General features: G+C 70.4%; 22 protein-coding genes. 12 read left to right on the top strand and 10 right to left on the bottom strand.

The features are described 5' to 3' along the window. Positions 1-3: 3 nt before the first annotated feature. From V4F39_RS13745 to V4F39_RS13710, 8 genes are all read right to left on the bottom strand, one after another. Positions 4-732 carry an ABC transporter ATP-binding protein gene (locus tag V4F39_RS13745; RefSeq protein WP_332290077.1) on the bottom strand — a complete coding sequence of 243 codons (729 nt, stop codon included), beginning with the start codon at positions 730-732 and terminating at the stop codon, positions 4-6. 349 nt (positions 733-1,081) lie between these two features. Beyond that, complete coding sequence (locus V4F39_RS13740) at positions 1,082-1,846, bottom strand: ABC transporter ATP-binding protein (RefSeq protein ID WP_332290076.1); 765 nt, start codon at positions 1,844-1,846, stop codon at positions 1,082-1,084. Then, positions 1,843-3,732 carry an ABC transporter permease gene (locus V4F39_RS13735; protein WP_332290075.1) on the bottom strand — a complete coding sequence of 630 codons (1,890 nt, stop codon included), beginning with the start codon at positions 3,730-3,732 and terminating at the stop codon, positions 1,843-1,845. Before V4F39_RS13735 ends, V4F39_RS13740 begins: the two co-directional genes overlap by 4 nt. A gap of 110 nt (positions 3,733-3,842) precedes the next feature. Beyond that, positions 3,843-5,060, bottom strand: coding sequence for an ABC transporter substrate-binding protein (locus V4F39_RS13730; protein ID WP_332290074.1), 1,218 nt, complete (start codon positions 5,058-5,060; stop codon positions 3,843-3,845). 61 nt (positions 5,061-5,121) lie between these two features. Then, positions 5,122-5,706, bottom strand: coding sequence for an amino acid synthesis family protein (locus tag V4F39_RS13725; protein ID WP_332290073.1), 585 nt, complete (start codon positions 5,704-5,706; stop codon positions 5,122-5,124). Between the two features lie 20 nt (positions 5,707-5,726). Beyond that, positions 5,727-6,371 (bottom strand): amino acid synthesis family protein, encoded by a 645-nt coding sequence (locus V4F39_RS13720; protein WP_332290569.1) that lies wholly within the window; start codon positions 6,369-6,371, stop codon positions 5,727-5,729. Positions 6,372-6,392: 21 nt separating this feature from the next. Beyond that, on the bottom strand, positions 6,393-7,295 hold the full coding sequence (locus tag V4F39_RS13715; protein WP_332290071.1) for a UPF0280 family protein: 903 nt from the start codon (positions 7,293-7,295) through the stop codon (positions 6,393-6,395). 2 nt (positions 7,296-7,297) lie between these two features. Then, positions 7,298-8,902 carry a 6-hydroxynicotinate reductase gene (locus tag V4F39_RS13710; RefSeq protein WP_332290070.1) on the bottom strand — a complete coding sequence of 535 codons (1,605 nt, stop codon included), beginning with the start codon at positions 8,900-8,902 and terminating at the stop codon, positions 7,298-7,300. A 260-nt stretch (positions 8,903-9,162) separates the two neighbouring features. Between V4F39_RS13710 and V4F39_RS13705 the strand changes: the two genes are divergently transcribed. From V4F39_RS13705 to V4F39_RS13695, 3 genes are read left to right on the top strand one after another with little or no spacing between them, the layout of a single operon-like run. Further along, positions 9,163-9,936, top strand: coding sequence for a ferredoxin--NADP reductase (locus tag V4F39_RS13705; RefSeq protein WP_332290069.1), 774 nt, complete (start codon positions 9,163-9,165; stop codon positions 9,934-9,936). Between the two features lie 44 nt (positions 9,937-9,980). Next, positions 9,981-10,736, top strand: a complete 756-nt coding sequence (locus tag V4F39_RS13700; RefSeq protein WP_378234956.1) for a TetR family transcriptional regulator — start codon at positions 9,981-9,983, stop codon at positions 10,734-10,736. Positions 10,737-10,769: 33 nt separating this feature from the next. After that, positions 10,770-11,963: an amidohydrolase family protein gene (locus V4F39_RS13695; RefSeq protein ID WP_332290068.1), complete on the top strand. Its 1,194-nt coding sequence runs from the start codon at positions 10,770-10,772 to the stop codon at positions 11,961-11,963. Positions 11,964-11,977: 14 nt separating this feature from the next. On the opposite strand, the gene V4F39_RS13690 is transcribed toward V4F39_RS13695, so the two are convergent. Continuing rightward, positions 11,978-12,745 carry a tetratricopeptide repeat protein gene (locus tag V4F39_RS13690; protein ID WP_332290067.1) on the bottom strand — a complete coding sequence of 256 codons (768 nt, stop codon included), beginning with the start codon at positions 12,743-12,745 and terminating at the stop codon, positions 11,978-11,980. 13 nt (positions 12,746-12,758) lie between these two features. Next, on the bottom strand, positions 12,759-13,430 hold the full coding sequence (locus tag V4F39_RS13685) for a TetR/AcrR family transcriptional regulator (RefSeq protein ID WP_332290066.1): 672 nt from the start codon (positions 13,428-13,430) through the stop codon (positions 12,759-12,761). A 119-nt stretch (positions 13,431-13,549) separates the two neighbouring features. Between V4F39_RS13685 and V4F39_RS13680 the strand changes: the two genes are divergently transcribed. From V4F39_RS13680 to hisB, 9 genes are all read left to right on the top strand, one after another. Continuing rightward, complete coding sequence (locus V4F39_RS13680; RefSeq protein WP_332290065.1) at positions 13,550-14,485, top strand: ABC transporter ATP-binding protein; 936 nt, start codon at positions 13,550-13,552, stop codon at positions 14,483-14,485. Further along, positions 14,482-15,252 carry an ABC transporter permease gene (locus tag V4F39_RS13675; RefSeq protein WP_332290064.1) on the top strand — a complete coding sequence of 257 codons (771 nt, stop codon included), beginning with the start codon at positions 14,482-14,484 and terminating at the stop codon, positions 15,250-15,252. Before V4F39_RS13680 ends, V4F39_RS13675 begins: the two co-directional genes overlap by 4 nt. Next, positions 15,249-16,448: a patatin-like phospholipase family protein gene (locus V4F39_RS13670; RefSeq protein ID WP_332290063.1), complete on the top strand. Its 1,200-nt coding sequence runs from the start codon at positions 15,249-15,251 to the stop codon at positions 16,446-16,448. The genes V4F39_RS13675 and V4F39_RS13670 overlap by 4 nt, the downstream gene beginning before the upstream one ends. 11 nt (positions 16,449-16,459) lie before the next feature. Further along, positions 16,460-16,735, top strand: a complete 276-nt coding sequence (locus tag V4F39_RS13665) for a BolA family protein (RefSeq protein ID WP_332290062.1) — start codon at positions 16,460-16,462, stop codon at positions 16,733-16,735. A 91-nt stretch (positions 16,736-16,826) separates the two neighbouring features. Next, positions 16,827-18,119 carry a UDP-N-acetylglucosamine 1-carboxyvinyltransferase gene (murA, locus tag V4F39_RS13660; RefSeq protein ID WP_332290060.1) on the top strand — a complete coding sequence of 431 codons (1,293 nt, stop codon included), beginning with the start codon at positions 16,827-16,829 and terminating at the stop codon, positions 18,117-18,119. After that, positions 18,116-18,754: an ATP phosphoribosyltransferase gene (gene hisG, locus V4F39_RS13655; protein ID WP_332290059.1), complete on the top strand. Its 639-nt coding sequence runs from the start codon at positions 18,116-18,118 to the stop codon at positions 18,752-18,754. Before murA ends, hisG begins: the two co-directional genes overlap by 4 nt. After that, positions 18,751-20,094 carry a histidinol dehydrogenase gene (hisD, locus tag V4F39_RS13650; RefSeq protein WP_332290058.1) on the top strand — a complete coding sequence of 448 codons (1,344 nt, stop codon included), beginning with the start codon at positions 18,751-18,753 and terminating at the stop codon, positions 20,092-20,094. The genes hisG and hisD overlap by 4 nt, the downstream gene beginning before the upstream one ends. A gap of 49 nt (positions 20,095-20,143) precedes the next feature. Beyond that, complete coding sequence (gene hisC / locus V4F39_RS13645; RefSeq protein WP_332290057.1) at positions 20,144-21,220, top strand: histidinol-phosphate transaminase; 1,077 nt, start codon at positions 20,144-20,146, stop codon at positions 21,218-21,220. Between the two features lie 2 nt (positions 21,221-21,222). After that, a complete protein-coding gene (hisB, locus tag V4F39_RS13640; RefSeq protein WP_332290056.1) occupies positions 21,223-21,828 on the top strand; it encodes an imidazoleglycerol-phosphate dehydratase HisB in 606 nt (201 codons plus the stop codon). Positions 21,829-21,830 lie beyond the last annotated feature (2 nt).

Below are 21,830 nucleotides of genomic sequence, written 5' to 3'. Positions count from 1 at the left end.
CGGTCAGACGCTCAGGTACGCCCGCCGCACCTCTTCGTTCGCCGCCAGCTCGGCCATGCTGCCGCTGAAGCGCATCTGGCCTTTTTCCAGCACGTAGGCGCGGTCGGAGACCAGTTCGGCGAAATGCATGTTCTGTTCCGACAGCAGGATGCTCACGCCCTGCGTCTTCAGCGCCAGGATCATGTGGGCCATCTGCTCGACGATGACGGGCGCAACGCCCTCCGACGGCTCGTCGAGCAGCACCAGGAAGGGGTTGCCCATCAGCGTGCGCGCCACCGTCAGCATTTGCTGCTCGCCGCCGCTCATGCGGCCGCCGGGGCGGTCGGGCATCTCGCCGAGGTTGGGGAAGAGCTTGAAGAGCCGCTCGGGCGTCCACACCGGCGCTTCGGCGCCGTCGGGCCAGCGGCGCGGCGGCTGGCGGCCGACCTCGAAGTTCTCCAGCACGCTCAGGTCGCCGAACACGCGGCGATCTTCCGGGACGAAGCCCATGCCTGCCCGTGCCACCTCGTAGGGCTGGGCGCGGCTGATGTCCTTGCCCATGAAGGCGATCCTGCCGCGGCGCTTGGCGAGCATGCCCATCAACGCCTTCAGCGTGGTGCTCTTGCCGGCGCCGTTGCGGCCCATCAGCGCGACGACCTCGCCGCGTCGCACCTCGAGGCCCACGTCGTAGAGGATCTGCGCGGCGCCGTACCAGGCGCAGAGGTCGTGCGCTTCGAGCAGCACCTGGTTCATATGGGTAGCTCCAGTGGGGGTGGTGTCTGCTGCTTTGCTTGTGTTGGGCAGGGCTTGCGGGGTGTGCGGGCTGCCTGGGGCGTGCGACCGAGGCGGTCGGCGCAAAGCGCCGACTGCCCTGCGTTGCTCGGTCGCCTGGGGTGGCCGCAGAACTCACTTCGCTCACTGCGTTCGCTGCGTTCAAACAGGCTGCGGCCAGTCAGATGACGAAGCGCGCTGCGCGCGCACCCCAGGCGCCCTGCGCTACTCGGCGCCTCACACGCACGCCCCAGCCAGCCCGCCCACCCCGCAGCAGACACCGCCTGCCGCGCCGCCCAGCCCATGCAACAAGCAGCAAAGCCGCACCGACTCACGCCGCCACCTTCTCGAATGTCTTCCCCGTCCCGAAGTACACCTCCTGCACCTTGGGGTGGTCGCGGATCTCCGCCGGCTGGCCCTCTGCAATCAGCCGCCCGCGGGCGAGCACGATCATGCGGTCGGCGTAGGCGAACACCACGTCCATGCTGTGCTCGGTGAACAGCACCGCGATGCCGCGCTCGATCACCAGCCGCTTGGTCAGCGCCATCAGCTCGTTGCGCTCCTTCGGCGCCATGCCGGCGGTGGGCTCGTCCATCAGCAGCAGCTTGGGGGCGTTGGCCATCGCGATGGCCAGTTCCACGCGCTTCACGTCGCCGTAGGCCAGCACGCTGCAGGGGCGGTCGGCCTGCGCGGCCATGCCTACCTGCTGCAGCAGTGCCATCGCCTCGTCGCGCTTGTGCGCGGCGGCGCGGCGGAACATCGAGAAGAGCTTGCTGTCGGCCGAGATCAGCGCCATCTGCACGTTCTCGACCACCGTCAGCGAGCCGAAGGTCTCGGCGATCTGGAAGGTGCGGCCCACGCCCCTGTGCCAGATGTCGCGCGGCTTGCGGCCGATCAGCTCCTGGCCTTCGAGCAGGATCGAGCCGGTGTCGGCCTTCAACTGCCCGTTGACCATGTTGAACGTGGTCGACTTGCCGGCGCCGTTGGGCCCGATCAGCGCCAGCAGCTCGCCCTTGGCCAGCGAGAAGCTCACGCCGTCCACCGCGCGGTTGCCGCCGAACGACTTGCCGAGGTTGCTCACTTCAAGAAGGCTCATGCCACCGTCTCCTTCCTGCGGCTGTCGGCCAGTTGGCGGACGAAGCCCGCGATGCCCTGCGGGAAGGCCAGCACCAGCAGCAGGATGATGCCGCCGAGCAGCGCGCGCCAGTAGTCGGTGCTGCGGGCCACGGTGTCCTGCAGCCAGGTGAAGGTCACGGCGCCGACGATGGGGCCGGAGAGCGTCTGCAGCCCACCGAGCAGCACCATCACCAGCCCGTCGACCGAGCGGCCCACGGCCAGCGCGTCGGGCGAGATGCTGCCCTTGGAGAACGCGTACAGCGCACCCGAGAGCCCGGCGAACAGGCCCGCCACCACGAAGGCCGCCCACTGCATGCGCTTCACGTCGATGCCGATCGCGTCGGCGCGCAGCGGCGAATCGCGGCCCGCGCGCATCGCGTAGCCGAAGGGCGAGAAGAGGATGCGGCGCAGCGCCATCACCGCCGCGGCCACCAGCACCAGCGTCAGGTAGTAGTAGTGCACCTTGTCCGAGAGCCATTCGGCCGGCCACACGCCGGTGAGGCCGTTGCTGCCACCGGTGAAGTCGTCCCACTGGTAGCAGATGGACCAGACGATCTGCGCGAACGCCAGCGTCAGCATCGCGAGGTACACGCCCGACAGCCGCACGCAGAACCAGCCGAAGAGCAGCGCGCCCGCGGCCGCGGCCAGCGGTGCCAGCATGAGCGACAGCTCCATCGGCAGCCCGGCGCTGCGCACCAGCAGCGCGGCGCCGTAGGCCCCGAGGCCGAAGTACGCTGCGTGGCCGAACGAATGCATGCCGGCGGGCCCCATGATGAAGTGCAGGCTGGCCGCGAAGAGTGCCGCCGTCAGCAGGTCGATCGCCAGCACGGTGAGGTAGGGCGAATCGACCGTGGCGGCGGGCATCGCCAGCAGCACGAGCAGCAGCGCCACGCCGGCGATCTTCAGGCCCTGGCCGGCGGGGCGCAGCGGCGCCTCCGGCGGGCCGGCGTTGCGGCTGGATGCCTGCGGGCGGCCGAACAGGCCCCAGGGCCGCACCACCAGCACGATGGCCATCACCAGGAACTCGGCCACCAGCGTGAGCTTGGAGAACGAGAACGCGATGCCGAACAGCTCCACGTTGCCGATGCCGATGCACAGCGCCTTGATCTCGGCGATGAGCAGCGCGGCCACGTAGGCGCCGGGGATCGAGCCCATGCCGCCCACCACCACCACCACGAACGCGTCGCCGATCGTCAGCAGGTCGAGGCCGAGGTTGGCCGGCTCGCGCGGCAGCTGCAGCGCGCCGCCCAGGCCGGCGAGCATCGCGCCGAGCGCGAACACCGCGGTGAAGAGCCAGGCCTGGTTCACGCCGAGCGCGCCGACCATCTCGCGGTCCTGCGTGGCGGCGCGCACCAGCGTGCCGAAGCGCGTGCGTGTGAGCAGCAGCCACAGCAGGCCCAGCACGACCGGGCCGATGACGATGAGGAAGAGGTCGTAGGTGGGGAAGCGCCGGCCCAGGATGTCGATCGAGCCGGTGAGGCCGGGCGCACGCGGGCCGAGCAGGTCTTCCGGGCCCCAGAGCCACAGCGCGGCGTCCTTGATCACCAGCACCAGCGCAAAGGTGGCCAGCAGCTGGAACAGTTCCGGCGCCTTGTAGATGCGGCGCAGCAGCGTGGTTTCCACCAGCGCGCCGATGGCGCCCACCGCCAGCGCGGCCAGCAGCAGCGACGGCCAGAACCACGCGCTGCCGAGCTTGTCGGCCAGGGCATACGCGATGTAGATGCCCAGCATGTAGAACGAGCCGTGCGCGAAATTGACGATGCGCGTGACGCCGAAGATCAGCGACAGCCCCGCGCCGACCAGGAACAGCGACGACGCGCCGGCGAGGCCGTTCAGCAGTTGGACGATGAAGCCGGAAAAATCCATGGCGTGAGGCTGGCAGGCACGGCGGTTGGATGAAGCCATCCGCGCCGCCCGCGGTCAAGGCCCGGGCGGCGTGGCGGCAGGTCAGTGTCAGGCAGGGAGGGTGCGCGCTGTCAGTCGGCCGGGCGCATCTTCTTCACCTCGGCGTCGGACGGCTGGAACTTGGCGCCGTCGAAGTAGGTGTAGTCGACCATCACGCCCTTGCCGTTGTCGTTCTTCGTCTTGCCGACGTAGGCGCCGAGCGTGGACTGCTGGTCGATCGCGCGGTAGTGGAACTTGCCGAACGGGCCGGTGACCTCCAGGCCCTTGAAGGCGGCGATCAGCTTTTCCGTCTCCGTGCTCTTGGCCTTGGTGATGCCGGCGGCCAGCGACTTGATCATCGCGTAGCCCACCACCGAGCCCAGGCGCGGATAGTCCTTGTACTTGCCGTGGTAGGCCAGGAAGAAGGCCTTGTGCTCGGGCGTCTGGATGCCGTACCAGGGGTAGCCGGTCACGATCCAGCCGTTGGGCGTCTCGTCCTTCAGCGGGTCGAGGTACTCCGGCTCGCCGGTGAGCACGCTCACCACCTCGCGGCCCTGGAACAGGCCGCGCGTGTTGCCCTCGCGCACGAACTTCGTCAGGTCGGCGCCGAACAGCACGTTGAAGATCGCGTCGGGCTTGGCGTCGGCCAGCGCCTGCACCACGCTGCCGGCGTCGAGCTTGCCCAGCGGCGGCGCCTGCTCGGCGACGAACTCCACGTCCGGCTGCGCGGCCTTCAGCAGTGCCTTGAAGGTGGCGACCGACGACTGGCCGTACTCGTAGTTGGGGTACACGATGGCCCAGCGCTTCTTCTTCAGCTTGGCGGCCTCGGGCACGAGCATCGCGCTCTGCATGTAGGTGGAAGGGCGCAGGCGGAAGGTGTAGCGGTTGCCGCTCTGCCAGACGATCTTGTCGGTCAGCGGCTCCCCGGCCAGGTAGAAGAACTTCTTCTGCTTCGCGAAGTCGGTCAGCGCCAGGCCGGTGTTCGACAGGAACGAGCCCGACAGCACGTCGACCTTCTCGCGCGAGACCAGTTCCTCGGCCGCGCGCACCGCGTCGCCGGGGCTCGCGTTGTCGTCGCGGGTGATCAGCTCCACCTTCCTGCCCAGCAGGCCGCCGGCGGCGTTGATCTCCTCGACCGCGAGGTCCATGCCTTTCTTGTACGGCTCCAGGAAGGCGGGCTGCGCCTTGTAGCTGTTGATCTCGCCGATCTTGATGGTGGCCTGCGCCTGGGCGGCGGCACTCCACGCGGTGGCGGTGAGGGCGAAGCCGGCCAGCGCGAGGGCGCGGCGGGTCAGGGACGGAAAGGCCATCGGAGGACTCCTTGGTGTTTCGCGGAAGGTGGGTGCAGGAAAGGGCGGCGGGGGCTGCGCGTCAGCGCAATCCGTCGGTGCCCTGGATCTCGCTGGTCTTGAGGCCGCCGATGCGCGGCAGCGGCCGGCCGCCGGCGGTGACGACCACGGCGACGACGATCTCGTTGGCCCGCGGCGCATCGGTCACGCGGGCTTCCATCGCGTCGAAATGGCTGCGCACGTAGGCGGCGTCCTTGTGGCCGAGCGGCACGTCGATCGCGGTGCCGAGGCCGCCGCGCTTCTTGCTCGAAGGCACCAGCGCCGCGCCCTTCTCGACGGCCGCGCGCAGCGGTGCGCCGAGCTTGGGGTGCAGGATCGCGGCGGCGTGCTCCAGCTCGCCGGCCTCGCCGACGATCGCGGCCTTGCCGTAGCTTTCGGCCTGGCCGGGCGCGATGCCCAGCGCCTGCACGCACTTGCTGCCCAGCAGGCCCCCCAGCTCCTCGCCGATGGCCACCAGCTCGTCGAGCGATTCGGCGTAGCGGCCGGCGTAGGGGTTCTCGATCACGGCCATCGCCAGCGCCTTGCGCACCGGCGGCTCGACGGCCTGGCCCATCTCGATGCGGGTCTCGTCGACCTGGACGATCAGCTTGCGGATCTTGGCGGTCATCTCTTGCTCCGTTCGGTTCTTCAGCGCAGCCCGTTCCACTGCGCGATCTCGCTGGCCTTCAGGCCGCCCACGCGGGCATGCACGCGCGGGCCGGTGCTCATCACGAGGATGAACACCAGCTCGTCGGCCAGCGGCGCGCCGGGCACGCGCACTTCCATCGCGTCGAAATGGCTGCGCACGTAGCTGGCGTTGATATGGGTGAGCGGCACGTCGAGCGCGGCGCCGGGCGGGCCGACCTTCTTGGTCGACGGCACGATGGAAAGGCCGTTGGCCGGCTGACCCGTCGGTTTGTCCTGGGGCTTGCCCGCGGCGTAAGCGGCGCGGTCGCCCTTCCAACCGAGCAGCTCGCGCATCGCGTAGCCGCCCGGCACGTGCCACAGCGCGCCGTGCTCCAGCTCGCCGGCGGCACCGACGATGGCGCCCTTGCCGTAGCCCTCGATGCGCTCGGCGGGCACGTCCATCGCCGCACGCAGCTGCTCGGCCATCGAGATGCCGAGCGGCTGCAGCGCATCCATCATCGGCAGGATGTCGGCCACGTAGCGGCCGGCGAAGGGGTTGGTCAACACGGCCGCGATGGCACCCCGCCGCAAGGGCTGGGCGGCCACGGGGCCGAACTCGTGGTGGATGTCTTCCACCTGCGTGAACACGCGCCGGATCTCGATCATCGAAGCTTCCATCTGCGGTCGTTAAGCAAGTACTGAACCTGTGGCCAGCGGCCGCGCCGGCCGGGCCGAATCGTCATTGTCCACACCGACAAACCGGCCCTGGCACACCAGCATCGCGGCGTGGACGAGGCCGCGCGACTGCAGTTGCCGCGCCTTGTGGCGGCCGGCCTGCAGCGCTGCCGCCACCACGGCCGGCGGCAGCGGCGGCACGTCGACCGTGACGGGCCATTCGCCCAGGTCGGTGTCGTCCTTCAGCGTGCAGGCCGGGCGGCGCACGATGCCCGGGTGATCGGCGTTCACCGCGTTGGCGATCACGGTGGCCGCGGCGTCGGCCTCGGCCGCGGTGCCGGCCAGCACGGTCACGCTGTCGGCGATGCCGAGCGAGAAGCTGCGGCCGCGCCAGCCGCTGGTGGCCACGCCGCGCACCGGCATCGCGGCGTCGACAGTGAAGCGGGCGTCGGTTGCCGGCGCCGCGGTCGAGCACACGTCGAAGCGCGCCAGGTCGGCGAACAGGCCGACCCGCGCCTGCGCGCCGGGCGCCAGGTGCAGCGCGATGTCGCCGCCGTTGTTGACCCAGGCGCGCACGATGCCCGGCTGCTGGTAGCAGCCGATCAGCTCCTGCGCCACCGCGCCGGCCACGGCGGCCATCGGCGTGATGAAGCCGGCGCCCAGCGCGGCACAGGCCCGCCACATGCGCCGGGCGACGGGCCGCTGCAGGGGGCAGGGCATGCCGGCCTGCACCGGTTGCCGCAGCAGCGGCAGCTCAGCCACCAGTTCGCCCAGCACGGTGGTGAAGCGCCGCCATGCGGCCTCGTGCGCCGCGGCCACGGCGGCCTCCTCGCCCTCGGCCGCGATGACGAGGTCGATCGGACCATGCTGGTAGTGCAGCCGGCCCCCCGGCAGCACGCTGCGTTGCGCCTGCATCGTCACCCCAGCTGCGGCGGCTGGCCGACCGGCCACACGTTGGCCGGCGCGGGCGCGACGATGCGCCGCTGGGTGGGGGCGCCGTCGTGGTGCCAGGCGCCGCCGGCCAGCGCCTGCGGCAGCGTGCGCACGTGGTCCATGTGGCCGCCGAGCGCCTGGTAGTCGTCGAGCCGCATCGTGAACTCGATCGGCGCGACGATGGCGGGCGTGGGCACGGTGCCGAAGCTGTGGTCGGGCATGCGCATCACGTCGACCATCACCGTGATGCCGCCGCCGGCCCACACGTAGGCGGGTGCGCCGCCGCAGGTCACGTTGACGAGGGCGTTCTTGATCGAGCGCGTGAGCAGCACCGGGTTCTCGGTGACGCCCGCGCGCAGGCTGCCGCCGGCGCCGCCGAGGAAGAGCACCGTGGCCATCGAGGGCTCGCAGTTCTCGCCGATGCGGTCGACCACGCGCTGCACCTCGGCCGGCATCGGGGCCGGCTGCGGCACGAGCTGGTCGTCGAGCACGAACCACGCCGAATGCTCGCCGGTGGTGGAGGTCATCAGCAGCCGCAGGCCGGGCCAGGCGACGCCGGCGTCCCAGGTCTCGATGATGGACAGCGGGTCGGCGATGTCGGTGCCGCCCCAGCCGGTGCCGGGGTTGGCCACCTGGAAGTAGCGGCCCGGCGTGGACTTGCGGCCGCGGATCTTGAGGCCCGAGGCGCGCATGTCGAGGCACTTGCCGGCCTGGTGCTCGGTGAGCACGCCGGTGATGTGGTCGTCGACCACCACCACTTCGTCGCACTGCCCCCAGAACTGCTTGGCGAAGATGCCGATGGTGGCCGAGCCGCAGCCCACGCGCATGCGCTGCTCTTCCACACCGTTGACGATGGGGGCCTTGCCGGCCTGCAGCGTGATCTGCGCGCCGCCGTCGATCGTCAGCTCCACCGGCTGCTTGTTGCCGAGCGCCTGCATCATCTCGACCGTGACGCGGCCTTCCTTCTTGCTGCCGCCGGTGAGGTGGTGCACGCCGCCGAGCGACAGCATCTGCGAGCCGTATTCGGCGGTGGTGACGTGGCCCACCACCTCGCCGCGGCAGCGGATGTTGGCCTGCTCGGGGCCCAGCCAGCGGTCGGTGTCGATCTTCACCTTGAAGCTGCAGTAGCTGAAGATGCCCTCGGTGACGACGGTGACCATGTCGACCCCGTCGGCCTGCGAGGCGACGATGAACGGCGCGGGCTTGTAGTCGGGGTAGGTGGTGGAGGCGCCCACGCCGGTGACGAACAGCTCGTTGCCGGAGGGCGCCGCCTCGCCGGTTTCGGCGGCCTCGGCCGGCGCGCTGCCGTCGAGCGGCAGCGCCGGGGCGGGCGCATCGGCGGGCTGGCCGCGGCGCAGGAACAGCACCGGGTCGATGCGCACCAGCACGCCCTCGGTGTTGGCGTAGCGGTCGCACGCGCCCGTCTTGCCGGGGGAGATCTGGCACAGCACCGGGCAGGCGTTGCACTCGATCTTGCCGGCCGCCATGCGTTCGTTGCGGGGCCGGGCGCGGTCGAGCACCTCGGGCACCTGCGGCACCGCCGGCAGGTCGAGGCCGGGCAAGCCGTCGGTCTTGGTGTGTTCGTTCATGAGCCGTCGTTCGCTGGGTTCGTGGGCCTGGCTGTCACCGTGCATTCAGCGGGCACTGAATGCAAGCCGCGCGCCAGCATGTTTTCCTTGCGGCGCATCATGGGTGTATGTAGTATTCACTGAACATTGATGTAGTGCAGGCTACATCGGGAGCCGGGTTGGTGCAATCGGGCGAAGCGCGCACCGGCAGAGGGCAAAATCCGGGTCAGCCGCCGCTCTCCCACCTTCGAATTCCAACCATCCGAGCAGGATCTCTTGTCATGAGCGCTTTCCTCGAAGAAAAGGTTCTGTCCGTCCACCACTGGACCGACCGCCTCTTCACCTTCACCACCACGCGCGACACGGCGCTGCGGTTCTCCAACGGCCACTTCACGATGATCGGCCTGCGCGTCAACGGCAAGCCGTTGCTGCGCGCGTACAGCATCGTGAGCCCGAACTACGAGGAGCACCTCGAGTTCCTGAGCATCAAGGTGCCCGAAGGCCCGCTGACCTCGAAGCTGCAGCACGTGCAGGTGGGCGACACCATCATCGTCGGCAAGAAGCCCACCGGCACGCTGCTGATCGACTACCTGCTGCCCGGCAAGCGGCTGTACCTCGTGGGCACCGGCACCGGCCTCGCACCGTTCATGAGCATCATCCGCGACCCGGCCACGTACGAGAAGTTCGAGCAGGTCGTGCTGTTCCACGGCGTGCGCCAGAAGGACGAGCTGGCCTACCACGACCTCGTCGTCGACCACCTGCCCAAGCACGAGTTCCTCGGCGAGATGATCAGCCAGCAGCTGCTGTACTACCCCGCCGTCACGCGCGAGAGCTACCGCAACATGGGCCGCATCACCGACCTGATCGCGACCGGCAAGCTCTTCACCGACCTCGGCGTGCCCGACCTGAACCCGGCCGAGGACCGCGTGATGATCTGCGGCAGCCCCTCGATGCTGCGCGACCTGAAGCACCTGCTGGAAGAGCGCAAGTTCAAGGAAGGCAACACCACGACGCCGGGCGACTTCGTCATCGAACGTGCCTTCGCCGAGCAGTGAGCGGCGCGCGCTTGAACGGCTGACGAACGCGGAGCATCGACCGAGTGCCTAGCAAGACACGCCGCTCCGCAGCGCCGCCCGCGCGCCGCACGGCCGCGGGCGCCGAGCGCCCGCCCGGCGTGCGCGAACTGTCGGCCCGGGCCACGCGCGACAGCATCCTGCGGGCCGCCACCAAGGTGTTCGCGAAGCAGGGTTACGACGGCGGGAAGGTCGACCAGATCTCCAAGGCGGCCAAGTCGTACGACCGCATGATCTATTACTACTTCGGCAGCAAGGAAGGGCTCTTCGTCGCCGTGCTGGAGGAGTGCTACCGCCGCTTCAACGAGGCGGAGGAGGCCGAGCTGTCGCTCGACGAGGCGCAGCCGGCCGAGGCGCTGACGGCGGTCATCCGCTTCATGTGGCGCTACTACCTGAAGAACCCCGAGTTCATCGCGCTGCTGAACACCGAGAACCTGCACCGCGGCAAGCACATCGGCAAGTCGCTGCGGGCGCGGGAGTATTCGTCGCCGGCGGTGGACGTGATCGGCCGCGTGCTGGCCGCCGGCGCGCAGCAGGGGCTGTTCCGCGCCGAGCTGATGGCGCGCGACGTATATCTGATGATCGCCGGCATGGCGTACTTCTATTTGTCGAACCGCTACACGCTCTCGGCGTTCCTCGGCGAGGCGCTCGACAGCGCGGACGCGCTGGCGCACTGGGAGCAGTTCCTGATCGATGCCGTGCTGCGCACCGTGGCCGCCGTCGCGCCCGCGGCGCCGGCCGCCCCCGAGCGCGGCCGCGGCAAGCGGCTGGCCGCCGCCTGAAGGCGTTTTCCCCACCCCCAAGGAGTCCCTCGCATGGCAGACGTCGCCGCTGAAGCCCAATCCGGCAAGGTCGTGATCCGCAACATCGGGCTGCTGCTGTCCGGCGACCTCGACCAGCCGATCCTCGATGCCGACACGATCGTGGTCGACGACGGGCTGATCGTCGCGGTCGGCAAGGCCGCCGATTGCGACACCGAGGGCGCGAAGACCGTGATCGACGCGCGCGGCACCTGCGTCGCGCCCGGGCTGATCGACAGCCACGTGCACCCGGTGTTCGGCGACTGGACGCCGCGCCAGGGCCAGCTCGGCTGGATCGACTCGACGATGCACGGCGGCGTGACCACGATGATCTCCGCCGGCGAGGTGCACCTGCCGGGCCGGCCCAAGGACATCGTCGGCCTGAAGGCGCTGGCGATCACCGCGCAGCGGGCGTTCGACAACTTCCGCCCCGGCGGCGTGAAGGTGCTGGCCGGCGCGCCGGTCATCGAGAAGGGCATGACCGAGCAGGACTTCAAGGACCTGGCCGACGCTGGCGTCAAGCTGCTCGGCGAGGTCGGCCTCGGCTCGGTGAAGGCGGGCTACGAGGCCCAGCAGATGGTGGCCTGGGCGCGCAAGCACGGCATCCAGAGCACCATCCACACCGGCGGCCCGTCGATCCCGGGCTCGGGCCTGATCGACAAGGACGTGGTGCTGGAGGCCGACGCCGACATCATCGGCCACATCAACGGCGGCCACACCGCGCTGCCCGAGGCGCACGTGTGCGAGCTGTGCGAGAAGAGCACCCGCGGCATCGAGATCGTGCACAACGGCAACGAGCGCGTCGCGATCGCCGCGGCCAAGGCCGCGATCGAGCTGAAGTGCCCGCACCGGGTGATCCTCGGCACCGACGGGCCGGCCGGCTCGGGCGTTCAGCCGCTGGGCATCCTGCGGATGATCTCGATGCTGTCGAGCCTCGCGAACATCCCGGCCGAGCTGGTGTTCTGCTTCGCCACCGGCAACACCGCGCGCCTGCGCGGGCTGAACTGCGGGCTGGTCGAGCCCGGCCGGGCCGCCGATTTCGTGTTCATGGACCGTGCGCAGCACACCGCCGGCCGCACCCTGCTCGACAGCGTGCAGCTCGGCGACATCCCGGGCGTGGGCATGGTGATGATCGACGGCCTGGTGCGCTGCGGCCGAAGCCGCAACACGCCGCCGGCCACCGAGATCCCCGTCGTCGTCGCGCACTGACGGCGCCGCGCGGCTCAGTCGAGCAGCTCGGCGCGTGCACGCTCCACGTGCAGGCGCTCGATCGCATCGGCCGGCTCGCAGGCGGCGGCCTCCTGGCACAGGCGGTCGGCCTCGGGCAGGTGCTTCTCGCCCTCGAGCATCAACAGCGCCTTGGCGTACTCGAGGCGCGCGAGCGCGCTGTGGGGCGCCAGCTTCAGGGCCTGGCGCAGCAGGCGCAGCCCCGTCTCGATGCTGGCGCCCTGCGTGCGTCCCACCAGGGCGCCGACCTTGTCGATCACCTCCGCATGGAAGGCGCCGAGCACGATGTGCGCCTCGGCGTGGGCGGGCTGCAGGCGGAGCGCGGTCTCGAGGGCGGCCCGCACCTTGATGCCCAGCCCCTGCGCGATCGCCTTGCCGACGCTGATGCTCTGGCCGTAGCGGCCGAGGGCGCAGCCCATGAGGTAGTGCGCGTTGGCGTTGTCCGGCGCGGTCGCGGTCTGGGCTTCCGCGCGTTCGGCCGCCTGCCGGTACAGCGCCATCCGCACGCGCTCGCTGGGCTCCAGGTAGCCGGCGTAGGTGATCTGCGCCTTGTTGGCGGCCGTGATCCCGGCGCCTGCGGCGGCCAGGCCGGCATCGACCGCCTTGCGGAACTCACCGGCATGGAACCAACACCAGGCCTCTAGCACGGCCTCGTCCTGCGGCAGGGGCTCGGCGTCGCCGAGGTGCAGGCGCGGCCATGCGACGCGCAGCGACGCGAGGTCGAACGCGTAGAGGGGGTGGGGGAAGCCTGTCCACGGCGCCATGCGGGTGCTCTCTTCAATGCAGGTCCGCCGTGGGCCGCGGTGCCGCGCGGGCCTGCAGCTGCAGGCGGGCGCCTTCGCTCATGTACGGCTTGAGCAGACTCAGCAGATGGTAGACCGCGCGCGCCAGCGTCGCGTCGGCGCGGCCGGGCTCCAGGGCGCGGCGCGGATCGCGCACGTATTCATGGTCCAGCCAGTGGTTGAGCAGGACCACGGCGCATTGCACGAGCGGCGGCGTGTCCTGCGGCTCGATGTGCAGCGCGCCGGCGCGGACCAGGCCCTCCAGCACCGCCTCAACGGCGCGGGTCTTGTGCTGCAGCGCGGCCTGGAACTCGGCCTCGAGCGTGCGGTTGCGGGACAGCAGGTCGTTCAGGTCGCGGTAGAGGAAGCGGTACTGCCATGCGGTGCCGAAGAGCGCCTGGAAGAAGACCCAGGCCGCGTCCACGGAGTCGACGGCCGCGGCCCGCGGCAGCTGCTGCGCCATCGCGCGCTCGTAGCGGGCGTACAGCGCGTTGATCAGGGCTTCCTTGGCGGGATAGTGGTAGTAAAGGTTGCCCGGGCTGATGCCCAGCTCGGCCGCGATCAGCGTGGTGCTGACGTTGGGCTCGCCGAACCGGTTGAGCAGCTCCAGCGCCGCATCGAGGATGCGCTCGGCGGTGCGCCTCGGCTTCTTGGGGAGGGGCTGCATGGCGGGGCTCGGCGTGTGCGGCACACCCTAGCACCGGCCGGCGGGCTTGTTGATCGGGACAAAACCAGGGCAGCCCGCCGCCGGCAAGGGGATAGGGGGCTGCCTACAATCGCCGGCCCATGCCTGCCGTCTCCTTCCAGCACGTCGCCAAAACATACCAGGGAGCCCGCGGCAGCTTCCGTGCGCTCGACGACGTGAGCTTCGACATCGAGGCCGGCGAGTTCTTCGGCCTGCTCGGCCCGAACGGCGCCGGCAAGACGACGCTGATCAGCATCCTCGCCGGCCTCACGCGCGCCACCTCGGGCCGGGTCACCGTGATGGGCCACGACGTCGTGGCCGACTACGCCGCCGCCCGCAAGGCGCTGGGCATCGTGCCGCAGGAGCTGGTGTTCGACCCGTTCTTCAGCGTTCGCGAAACGCTGCGCATCCAGAGCGGCTACTTCGGCGTGCGCAACAACGACGCCTGGATCGACGAGCTGCTGTCGGGGCTGGGCCTGGCCGACAAGGCCGGCGCCAACATGCGGCAGCTCTCCGGCGGCATGAAGCGCCGCGTGCTGGTCGCGCAGGCGCTGGTGCACCGCCCGCCGGTGATCGTGCTGGACGAGCCGACCGCCGGCGTCGACGTCGAGCTGCGCCAGACGCTGTGGCAGTTCGTCGCACGGCTGAACAAGCAGGGCCACACCGTGCTGCTGACCACCCACTACCTCGAAGAGGCCGAGGCGCTGTGCCAGCGCATCGCGATGCTCAAGCGCGGGCGCATCGTCGCGCTCGACCGCACGGCCAACCTGCTGGCGGGCACCGCCAGCACCATGCTGCGCTTCAAGACCGACGACCCGCTGCCGCCCGACATCGCGTCGCAGGCGCGTGTCACCGGCCGCATCGCGCAGGTCACCGCGCACGACGCCGCGGAAGTCGAGCAGCTGCTGGCGCGGCTGCGGGCGGCCGGCGTCCGGGCCGAAGACCTCGAGATCGGCCGCGCCGACCTGGAAGACGTGTTCCTCGAGATCATGCAGGGCCCCGCGCGCACGGTCGAGCAGGTGGGGGTGGCGGTATGAGTGGAGCCCTTCTCGCGGGCGCGCGCACGCTGCTCTACAAGGAGGTGCTGCGCTTCTGGAAGGTGAGCTTCCAGACCGTCGCCGCGCCGGTGTTGACCGCGGTGCTGTACCTGCTGATCTTCGGCCACGTGCTGGAGGACCATGTGCAGGTCTATCCGGGCGTGGGGTACACCAGCTTCCTGATCCCGGGGCTGGTGATGATGAGCGTGCTGCAGAACGCGTTCGCCAACAGCAGCTCGTCGCTGATCCAGAGCAAGATCACCGGCAACCTGGTGTTCCTGCTGGTCACGCCGCTGTCGCACTGGGCGTGGTTCGCCGCCTATGTGGGGGCCTCGGTGCTGCGCGGGCTGGCGGTGGGCCTGGGGGTGCTGCTGGTGACCGTGTGGTTCGCGCCGCCGGCGTTCGCGCAGCCGGGCTGGATCCTGGTCTTCGCGGTGCTGGGCGCGGGGCTGATGGGCGCGCTGGGGCTGATCGCCGGGCTGTGGGCGGAGAAGTTCGACCAGATGGCGGCTTTCCAGAACTTCATCATCATGCCGATGACCTTCCTCTCCGGCGTGTTCTATTCGGTGCATTCGCTGCCGGGCATGTGGCAGACGGTCAGCCACCTGAACCCGTTCTTCTACATGATCGACGGCTTCCGGCGCGGCTTCTTCGGTGTGGGCGACGCCTCGCCGTGGCTCAGCCTGGGCATCGTCGCCACAAGCTTCGTCGCCGTCAGCGCCGTGGCGCTGCGGCTGCTCGCCACCGGCTACAAGCTGCGCGCATGACGACCGAGCCGATCGCCCTGCGCAAGCTGCCCTACGACCACGTGGCCCTGGTGCTGCAGGGCGGCGGGGCGCTGGGCTCCTACCAGGCGGGGGTGTTCGAGGGCCTCGCCGAGGCTGCCATCCTGCCGAGCTGGGTCGCCGGCATCTCGATCGGCGCGATCAACAGCGCGCTGATCGCGGGCAACGCGCCCGAGCGCCGCGTCGAGCGGCTGCGGGAGTTCTGGCAGACCGTGTGCACACCGGCGTTCGGCGCCCCCAGCGCGGAATGGCTGCAGACGACGGCCGAGCAGGTCGGCGGGCCGCTGCGGCTGGCGTTCAACGCGATGGAGGCCTCGCGCGCGATGCTGGAAGGGCAGCACGGCTTCTTCGTGCCCCGGCTCACGCCGCCGTGGTGGCCGCACCGCCCGTTCGGCGAAATGAGCTGGTACGACGTCTCGCCGCTGAAGTCGACGCTGGAGCGGCTGGTCGACTTCGACCGCATCAATGCCGGCGAGATGCGGGTGACCGTCTCGGCCGTCAACGTGCGCACCGGCAACTTCGAGCGCTTCGACAACACGCGCGGCGCCTGGAAGGGCCGGCTGCGGGCCGAACATTTCATGGCCTCGGGCGCGTTGCCGCCGGGGTTTCCGGCGGTCGAGATCGACGGCGAGTCGTACTGGGACGGCGGCCTGGTCTCCAACACGCCGCTCGCCGAGGTGCTGGCCGAAACGCCGCGCCTGGACACGCTCGCCTTCCAGGTCGACCTCTGGAGCGCGCAGGGGCCGCTGCCGGCGAACCTCTACGACATCGAGGAGCGGCAGAAGGACATCCGCTTCTCCAGCCGCACCCGGGCGGTGACGGACATGCTGGCGCGCGAGCAGAAGCTGCGTTCTCTGCTGCGGGGGGTGCTGGCCAAGGTGCCGCCCGAGGCGCGTGAAGGGTGCGAATGGTGCGAGGAGGCCGCCGCCGAGGCCTGCGACCGCAAGCTCAACATCGTGCAGCTCATCTACCGCGACAAGGAGTGGGACGGCCTCAGCAAGGACTACGAGTTCGGGCCGCTGACCATGCGCGAGCACTGGGCGAGCGGCCTGGACGACGTGCGGCGCACGCTCGCGCACGCCGACTGGCTGAACCCGCCCACGCCGAAGGCCGCCGTCGTCACCCACGACGTGCATCGCGACAACGGCGCCGGCGCGTCCCGCCGCCACAGGCGATAATCCGCACCGCCATGGCCGATCCCACCCCCCAGCAAGTCCGCGAGTTCATCGCCGCCGGCCTCTCCTGCGAACACCTCGACGTCGAAGGCGACGGCCGCCATTTCTTCGCGACCATCGTCTCGGCCGAGTTCGACGGCAAGAGCCGCGTGCAGCGCCACCAGCGGGTGTACGCCGCGCTGGGCGAGCGCATGCGCGAGGAGATCCACGCGCTGTCGATGAAGACCCTGACACCCGCCGAATGGCAGGTGCAGGCCGCCCCGCCCGCCGCCGAGCCCCACCGCCACTGACCTACACCCGCGGCATGCCGCGGGCGGCGGGCTGCGTCACCCCGTGATGGCCCGGCTGCCGGTGGCGGTGCCGCACCGCAAGCCCCTCCTCATGGACAAACTCCTCATCCGCGGCGGCCGCCCCTTGCAGGGCGAAGTGCGCATCTCCGGCGCCAAGAACGCCGCGCTGCCCGAGCTCTGCGCCGCGCTGCTCACCGCCGAGCCGGTGCGGCTGGCCAACGTGCCCAGCCTGCAGGACGTGGCGACGATGCTGAAACTCCTGCGCACCATGGGCGTGCAGGCCGAGCGCAGCGACGCGCAGCCCGGCGAGGTGCTGCTGGACGCCCGCGACGTCGCGACGCCGGTGGCGCCGTACGACCTGGTCAAGACCATGCGGGCGTCGATCCTCGTGCTGGGGCCGCTGCTGGCGCGTTTCGGCACCGCTACCGTGTCGCTGCCCGGCGGCTGCGCGATCGGCTCCCGGCCGGTCGACCAGCACATCAAGGGCCTGCAGGCGATGGGCGCGCAGATCGCCGTCGAGCACGGCAACATCATCGCCACCGCGCCGGCCGGCCGGCTGAAGGGCGCGCGCATCGCGACCGACATGGTCACCGTCACCGGCACCGAGAACCTGCTGATGGCCGCGGTGCTCGCCGATGGCGAAACGGTGCTCGAGAACGCCGCCCAGGAGCCGGAGGTGAGCGACCTGGCCCAGATGCTGGTCGCGATGGGCGCGAAGATCGAGGGCGTCGGCACCAGCCGGCTGCGCATCCAGGGCGTCGAGCGCCTGCATGCCCCGGCCGGCGGCCACCGCATCATCCCTGACCGCATCGAGACCGGGACCTTCCTGTGCGCCGTGCTGGCCACCGGCGGCGACGTGCTGCTGAAGGACACCTGCGCCAGCCACCTCGACGCGGTGATCGACAAGCTGCGCGAGGCGGGCGCCTCGATCGACCTCGGCGACGACTGGATCCGCGTGCGTGCCGGGGGCCGGCCCAGGGCGGTGGGCTTCCGCACCAGCGAGTACCCCGCCTTCCCGACCGACATGCAGGCGCAGTTCATGGCCGTCAACGTGGTGGCCGAAGGCGCCGCGGTGATCACCGAAACGATCTTCGAGAACCGCTTCATGCACGTGAACGAGATGCTGCGCCTGGGCGCACGGATCGAGGTCGACGGCCACACCGCGGTGGTGCAGGGCGTCGAGTCGCTGTCCGGCGCCACCGTGATGGCCACCGACCTGCGCGCGTCGGCCAGCCTGGTCATCGCCGGCCTGGTGGCGCAGGGCGAGACGCTGGTCGACCGCATCTACCACCTCGACCGCGGCTACGACCGCATGGAGCTGAAGCTGCGCAGCCTGGGGGCCGACATCGAGCGCGTCGGCGGGCAGCGGGGGGCGGCGGCATGATCACGCTCGCACTGTCCAAGGGCCGCATCTTCGACGAGACCCTGCCCCTGCTGAAGGCGGCCGGCATCGAGGTCACGGAAGACCCCGAGACCTCGCGCAAGCTGATCCTCGGCACCAACCGGCCCGACGTGCGCGTGGTGCTGGTGCGGGCCACCGACGTGCCCACCTACGTGCAGTACGGCGGTGCCGACCTCGGCGTGGCGGGCAAGGACGTGCTGCTGGAGCACGACGGCAACGGCCTGTACCAGCCGCTCGACCTGAACATCGCCCGCTGTCGCATGAGCGTGGCCACGCGCGCCGACTTCGACTACGCCGCGGCGGTCAAGCAGGGCTCGCGCATCCGCGTGGCCACCAAGTACACCACCGTCGCGAGCCAGCACTTTGCCGACAAGGGCGTGCACGTCGACCTGATCAAGCTCTACGGCTCGATGGAGCTGGCGCCGCTGACCGGCCTGGCCGACGCCATCGTCGACCTCGTCTCCACCGGCAGCACGCTGAAGGCCAACCACCTCGTCGAGGTCGAGCAGATCATGCCGATCTCCTCGCGCCTGGTCGTCAACCAGGCTGCGCTCAAGCTGAAGCGCGAAACCCTTCGTCCGCTCATCGACGCCTTCGAATCCGCCATCCGACCATGACACTCGCCCTGCGCCAGCTCGCCACCGCCGCCGCCGACTTCGAAGCCGAGTTCCAGCGCGTGCTGCACTGGTCGGCCGAGACCGACCATGCGATCGAGGCGCGGGTGGCCGAGATCCTGGCGGACGTGCAGGCGCGCGGCGATGCGGCGGTGCTCGAGTACACCGCACGCTTCGACGGCGTGCAGGCGGACACGGTCGCGGCGCTCGAGATTCCCCGCGGCGAACTGGAGGCGGCGTTCGAGGGCCTGCCCGAGGCCCAGCGCAGCGCGCTGGAGGCCGCGGCGCGCCGGGTGCGCGCCTACCACGAGCGCCAGCTCGAGGCCGGCGGCAGGAGCTGGAGCTACCGCGACGAGGACGGCACGCTGCTGGGCCAGAAGGTCACCCCGCTCGACCGCGTCGGCATCTACGTGCCCGGCGGCAAGGCGGCCTATCCGTCCAGCGTGCTGATGAACGCGATCCCTGCGCAGGTCGCCGGCGTCGGGGAGATCGTCATGGTGGTGCCGACGCCGGCCCGCAAGGACGGCCCCTCCGCCGACGCACGGGGCGAGCGCAACCCGCTGGTGCTGGCCGCCGCCTTCGTGGCCGGCGTGCACCGCGCGTTCACGATCGGCGGCGCCCAGGCGGTGGGCGCGCTCGCCTACGGCACCGCGACGATCCCCGCGGTGCACAAGATCACCGGCCCGGGCAACGCCTACGTGGCCAGCGCCAAGCGGCGCGTGTTCGGCACGGTGGGCATCGACATGATCGCCGGGCCGAGCGAGATCCTGGTGCTGGCCGACGGCACGACGCCGCCGGACTGGGTCGCGATGGACCTGTTCAGCCAGGCCGAGCACGACGAGCTGGCGCAGAGCATCCTGCTGTGCCCGGATGCCGAATACATCGGCCGCGTGCGTGCCGAGATCGAGCGCTTGCTGCCCGGCATGCCGCGCCGGGACGTGATCCGCGCCTCGCTGGAAGGCCGCGGCGCGCTGATCCACACCCGCTCGATGGAAGAGGCCTGCGCCATCAGCAACCGCATCGCGCCGGAGCACCTGGAGGTGAGTTCCTGCGATCCCCACCGGTGGGAGCCGCTGCTGCGGCATGCCGGGGCGATCTTCCTGGGCGCTTTCACCAGCGAGAGCCTGGGCGACTACTGTGCCGGCCCGAACCACGTGCTGCCCACGTCGGGCACCGCGCGCTTCTCCTCGCCGCTGGGCGTCTACGATTTCCAAAAACGCAGCAGCCTGATCGAGGTCAGCGAGGCCGGCGCGCAGACCCTGGGCCGGATCGCCGCGGAGCTGGCCTACGGCGAAGGGCTGCAGGCGCATGCGCAGGCGGCCGAGCTGCGCCTGAAGCGCTGACCGCCGTGCTCCGACCTTCGCCGCCCGCAACGCCTGCCTCCCAGAACGCATGAACACCTTGTCAGACCGCATCGCCCGTGTCCTGCGCCAGGACGTGCAATCGATGCACGCCTATGCCGTGCAGCCCAGCGCCGGCTTCGTCAAGCTCGACGCGATGGAGAACCCTTTCCCGCTGCCGCCGGCGCTGCAGCATGCCCTCGGCGAGCGGCTGGGCCGGGTGGCAATGCACCGCTACCCCGCCGGCCGCGTCGACGACCTGCGCGCGGCCCTGGCCCACCATGCCGGCCTGCCCGACGATTGCGCGCTGATGCTCGGCAACGGCTCCGACGAGCTGATCTCGCTGCTGGCGATGGCCTGCGACGTGCCGGGCGCGACGCTGCTGGCGCCGGTGCCGGGCTTCGTGATGTACGCGATGTCGGCGCAGCTGCAGGGCCTGCGGTTCGTCGGCGTGCCGCTGACGCCCGACTTCGAGCTCGACGAGGCCGCGATGCTCGCCGCGATCGAGCGGCACCAGCCGGCGCTGGTCTACCTGGCCTACCCGAACAACCCGACCGGCAACCTCTGGAACGACGAGGTGATCGAACGCATCATCCAGGCGGCGCCCGGCCTGGTCGTGATGGACGAGGCCTACCAGCCGTTTGCCGCACGCGACTCGATGGCGCGCCTGGCGCGCTGGCCCCACGTGCTGGTGATGCGCACGATGAGCAAGTTCGGCCTGGCCGGCGTGCGCATCGGCTACCTGATGGGGCGCCGCGAGTTGGTCGCCGAGGTCGACAAGCTCCGCCCGCCGTACAACATCAGCGTGCTGAACGCCGAGGCGGCCCTCTTCGCGCTGGAGCACGCCGACGAATACGCGCGCCAGGCCGCCACCATCCGTGCCGAGCGAGAGCGGCTGCTCGCGGCGCTCGCGGACATGCCCGGCGTGCGTGCCTATCCCAGCGAGGCGAACATGATCCTGACCCGCGTGCCGGACGCCGCCGCGGCGTTCGCCGGCATGAAGCGGCAGGGCGTGCTGGTCAAGAATGTCTCCGCGCTGCATCCGCTGCTGGACAACTGCCTGCGCCTGACCGTCGGCACGCCGGACGAGAACCGGCTGATGCTGCAAGCCCTGAAAGCGAGCCTGTAGAGATGAACACGACCCCGGCGCCCCGGGTGGCCGAAGTCACCCGCAACACCAAGGAAACGCGGATCCGCGTGCGCGTCAACCTCGACGGCACCGGCGAGGCCAAGCTCGCCACCGGCATCGGCTTCTTCGACCACATGCTCGACCAGGTGGCCCGCCACGGGCTGGTCGACCTCGACATCGAGTGTGAAGGCGACCTGCACATCGACGGCCACCATACCGTGGAGGACGTCGGCATCACGCTGGGCATGGCGGTGGCGCAGGCCGTGGGCGACAAGAAGGGGCTGGTGCGCTACGGTCACAGCTACGTGCCGCTCGACGAGGCGCTGTCGCGCGTCGTGGTCGATTTTTCCGGCCGGCCCGGGCTGCACCTGCACATCCCGTTCACCGCCGGCGCGATCGGCGGCTTCGACACCCAGCTCACCTACGAGTTCTTCCAGGGCTTCGTGAACCACGCACTGGTGTCGCTGCACATCGACAACCTGAAGGGTATCAACGCGCACCACCAGTGCGAGACGGTGTTCAAGGCCTTCGGCCGTGCGTTGCGCATGGCGATGGCGATCGATCCGCGCTCGGCGGGCGTGATCCCGTCCACCAAGGGGAGCCTGTAAGC

Origin of the sequence: Aquincola agrisoli, from assembly GCF_036621135.1 — a bacterium.
Lineage (GTDB): Bacteria > Pseudomonadota > Gammaproteobacteria > Burkholderiales > Burkholderiaceae_C > Aquincola > Aquincola agrisoli.
The sequence above is the reverse complement of the archived record's forward strand: the minus strand, read 5'-3'. Positions and strand labels throughout refer to the sequence as shown.